General features: G+C 63.8%; 1 protein-coding gene, 1 tRNA gene, 1 rRNA gene and 2 pseudogenes. 4 read left to right on the top strand and 1 reads right to left on the bottom strand.

The window, feature by feature from the left end:
- The first annotated feature begins 174 nt into the window (after positions 1-174).
- The 4 genes and pseudogenes from rrf to DBR10_RS19990 all read left to right on the top strand — a co-directional run.
- A 5S ribosomal RNA gene (gene rrf / locus DBR10_RS11060) occupies positions 175-289 on the top strand.
- Positions 290-363: 74 nt separating this feature from the next.
- Positions 364-440 (top strand) — tRNA-Met (locus DBR10_RS11055).
- 233 nt (positions 441-673) lie between these two features.
- Positions 674-877 (top strand): annotated as a pseudogene (locus DBR10_RS19995) (cold-shock protein); the annotation flags it as partial.
- A 135-nt stretch (positions 878-1,012) separates the two neighbouring features.
- Positions 1,013-1,213 (top strand): annotated as a pseudogene (locus DBR10_RS19990) (cold-shock protein); the annotation flags it as partial.
- 119 nt (positions 1,214-1,332) lie between these two features.
- On the opposite strand, the gene DBR10_RS11045 reads toward DBR10_RS19990, so the two are convergent.
- Positions 1,333-3,630 (bottom strand): NADP-dependent malic enzyme, encoded by a 2,298-nt coding sequence (locus DBR10_RS11045; RefSeq protein ID WP_108503647.1) that lies wholly within the window; start codon positions 3,628-3,630, stop codon positions 1,333-1,335.
- Positions 3,631-3,814: the final 184 nt, after the last annotated feature.

Genomic DNA, 3,814 nt, shown 5'->3' with positions numbered 1-3,814 from the left:
GTGTGGAAGCGCTGTGAGGCGTGTAGCTTACTGGTACTAATAGCTCGATAGGCTTGATCGTTCTTCAGCCAAACCTATGCAACAGCGCTTTGTAGCGCTCAGACATACGATGTCTTCTTCGACTTGATATAACCAGTGTCCCTCACCGGACACTGCACGCATCCTTTTTGCTGACCTGGTGGCTATGCCGGGGGTTCCCCACCCGATCCCATTCCGAACTCGGTCGTTAAGTCCCCCTGGGCCAATGGTACTTCGTCTCAAGGCGCGGGAGAGTAGGTCGCCGCCAGGTCCGCTAAAAGGATGCCGTCACTCAAGTCTTCAAAGTCCAATCCCTACCTGCGATAACATCACTACCTCCTTCGCCGCGGGGTGGAGCAGCCCGGTAGCTCGTCAGGCTCATAACCTGAAGGTCACAGGTTCAAATCCTGTCCCCGCACCCAAGATTTTCGGCTCTGCTGACCGCTTCCTGCGGCCGGCGGGTCGTATTTGTCCGTCCGGGATCGATCCCGGAGTGTTACCGGCTAGCGTCTGAAGCGAATTTTTCTTCGTTTTGGGCATCGTTCTTCGAGAATCTCCGTTCAAAGCCCATGGCGCGATCCTTTGATTTGCGTCATGAGATGCTATGGAAGGCGTGGGTCGGCAACTGGCCCACGGAACTGGTTTTGAGGATAAGATGGCGAACGGTGTCGTTAAGTGGTTCAACCCGGCCAAGGGCTTTGGCTTCATTCAGCCCGAGGACGGCGGCCAGGACGTGTTCGTCCACATCGCCGCGGTTGAACGGTCGGGTCTCGCAGGTCTGAACGAAGGCGACCAGGTCGCCTATGAACTGGAAGAGGATCGTCGTTCGGGCAAGACGTCCGCCGGCAATCTGCGCGTTACGGGCCAGGGTGCCGCACCGGCCGCTCCGCGCCGCCCGGCTCCGCGCGGCTTTGATGCGCCCCGTGGTGGTGGCTATGACGCCCCCCGTGGCGGTGGCTACAGCAGCGGCGGCGGCTCCGGCGAAAGCGGTACCGGCGTCGTCAAGTGGTTCAACACCACCAAGGGCTTCGGCTTTATCCAGCCTGACAACGGCGGCGGCGATGTGTTCGTTCACATCTCGGCCGTTGAACGTGCGGGCCTGCGCGGCCTGAACGAAGGTCAGCAAGTCGGCTACGAGCTGGAACAGGACCGCCGTTCGGGCAAGACCTCGGCCGGCAACCTGCGCATCCTCTAAGGCCAAGCTGCGGATGGTCGCTGAAGCGCCCATCCCTCTTGCCTGATGTCATTTGAGCCCCGCAACGGCCCCTGAACCGCAAGGTCAGGGTCTGCTGCGGGGCTCTTTTGCGTTCCGGATCAGGCTGTCGGGGTTCGCTCAACGGCGACCTGATTGACCGCCAGGGCTGTCAGGTTGGCGATGCCACGGGCCGTGACGCTGGGCGTCAGCACATGCAGTGGACGGCTCATTCCCAGCAGGACCGGGCCGACCAGCAGGCCTTCAGTCGCGGCGCTGAGCAGGGTCAGGGCGATGTTGGCGGCGTCAAGGGTCGGCATGACCAGCAGGTTGGCCGAGCCCTTCAGGGCGCTGTCGTGCACGAGGCGATCTCGTAGGGCCTGGGAGAGGGCGGCGTCGGCGTGCATTTCGCCGTCGACCTCAAGTTCGGGGGCCTTCTCGCGAACAATGGCCAGGGCGTCGCGCATCTTGCGGGCGGTGGGTGAGTTGCTGGCCCCGAAGCTGGAATGCGACAGCAGCGCCGCCTTCGGCGTTAGCCCGAAGCGCCGCACCGAGTCGGCTGCGAGCAGGGTCATCTCGGCCACCTGCTCGGCGGTCGGATCGACATTGACGTGGGTGTCGCAGAAGAACAGCGTGCCGTTGTCGAGGATCAGGGCTGACAGGGCATAGATCCGGCCGACATTTTCCTGCTTGGGGATGATCGGCAGCACATAGGTCATGTGCTGCCACCAGTCGCCGCTGCCGCCGACCAGGGCGGCGTCGACATGTCCGGCCTGCAGCAGCATCGAGGCTGCGACCGTCCGGCGGTTGGTCACGCGTCGTTCGGCGGCGAGAGGCGGGATGCCCCGGCGGCTGACGAGGCCCTGATAGCGTTCGACCAGCGGCCCAAAGAGGGCCCGGTCGGCACCAGGATCGAGGATCTCGACCCGCTTGTCGAAGTCGAGCCGCAGGGCCATTTCGGCGGCCTTGGTGATGATGGCGGCGCGGTTGCCGATCAGAACGGGCTTGGCCAGACCTTCATCGAGAACCGTCTGGACGGCCCGGAGTACGCGCTCGTCCTCGCCCTCGCCATAGGCCACCCGGACATCTGCGACCTTGGTCGCCTTGCGGGCCCGTTCGAACACCGGTCGCATCAACTGTCCGGAGCGATAGACAAACAGCTCCAGTTCCTGCCGGTAGGCATCAAAGTCCGCGATCGGGCGGGTGGCGACGCCGCTGTCCATCGCCGCGCGGGCCACGGCGGGCGCGATCTGCAGGATCAGGCGCGGATCGAAGGGCTTGGGGATGATGTATTGCGCGCCGAACATCGGCGCCACGCCGCCATAGGCGCTGGCCACGACCTCGGAGGCTTCTGCCCGGGCCAGTGCGGCGATGGCCTCGACGGCTGCCACCTTCATGGCCTCGTTGATCTCGCTGGCCCCGACATCGAGTGCGCCCCGGAAAATGAACGGAAAGCAGAGGACGTTATTGACCTGGTTGGGATAGTCGGAGCGACCGGTCGCCATGATCGCATCGGGGCGGGCCGCGACGACCAGTTCAGGCAGGATTTCCGGCTCCGGATTGGCCATGGCCAGGATCAGCGGGTTGGGGGCCAGCAGCGGCAGCCATTCGGCCTTGAACACCCGGGGGGCCGAAAGGCCGAGGAAGATGTCTGCGCCGTCCAGCACTTCTGACAGGGTTCGGGCATCGGTTTTGCGGGCGTAGCGGGCCATGTTGTCGAGCATGTCCGGATCGCGGCCGGCATAGACTACGCCCTTGATGTCGGTCAGGGTGACATTCTCGACTGGCAGGCCCATCGAGACCAGCAGGTCGACGCAGGCCAGGGCCGCCGCCCCGGCGCCGGAGGTGACCAGTTTGACGTCCTTCAGGGCCTTGCCCTGGACGACAAGGGCGTTGCGGACGGCGGCAGCGCAGACAATGGCTGTGCCGTGCTGGTCATCGTGAAAGACCGGGATCTTCATCCGCTCGCGCAGCTTGCGCTCGATGATGAAGCATTCGGGGGCCTTGATGTCCTCGAGATTGATGCCGCCGAAGGTCGGCTCGAGCGCGGCAACCACTTCAATAAACTTGTCTGGATCCTCGGCGTCGACCTCGATGTCGAACACGTCGATGCCGGCGAACTTCTTGAAGAGCACCGCCTTGCCTTCCATCACCGGCTTGCTGGCCAGCGGGCCGATATTGCCCAGGCCCAGCACGGCGGTGCCGTTGGAGATTACGGCGACAAGGTTGCCCCGGGCGGTATAGTCGCGAGCGGTGTCGGGATTGGCGGCGATGGCCTCGCACGGGGCGGCGACGCCGGGAGAATAGGCCAGACCCAGGTCGCGCTGGGTGGCCATGCGCTTGGTGGCCTCGATAGCCAGTTTTCCGGGGCGGGGCAGACGGTGATAGTCCAGAGCGGCTTTACGGAAATCCTCGTCCATCGCGTGGCCCTCTTGAAACGTCTGCGCGGTATTCTGGCTGCAATCCGTCTTGTTTGCGGATCGTCGGGTCTAGCTACCGGGGATGGGCCCTCATTGCCAACCCCGAGCGTCCGATCGCTCCGTGCTTTTTGTGGTAGCGGTCACATTTGACCTCGAGGTGCTCGGGGCCTAGTAAGTAATAAAT

It is taken from the genome of Caulobacter sp. HMWF025 (assembly GCF_003060965.1).
GTDB lineage: Bacteria > Pseudomonadota > Alphaproteobacteria > Caulobacterales > Caulobacteraceae > Caulobacter.
The sequence above is the reverse complement of the archived record's forward strand: the minus strand, read 5'-3'. Positions and strand labels throughout refer to the sequence as shown.

Bases quoted from the DNA above. Each gene is read 5' to 3' on its own strand.
- DBR10_RS11045 (WP_108503647.1), bottom strand. From the start codon at position 3,630: ATGGACGAGGATTTCCGTAAAGCCGCTCTGGACTATCACCGTCTGCCC.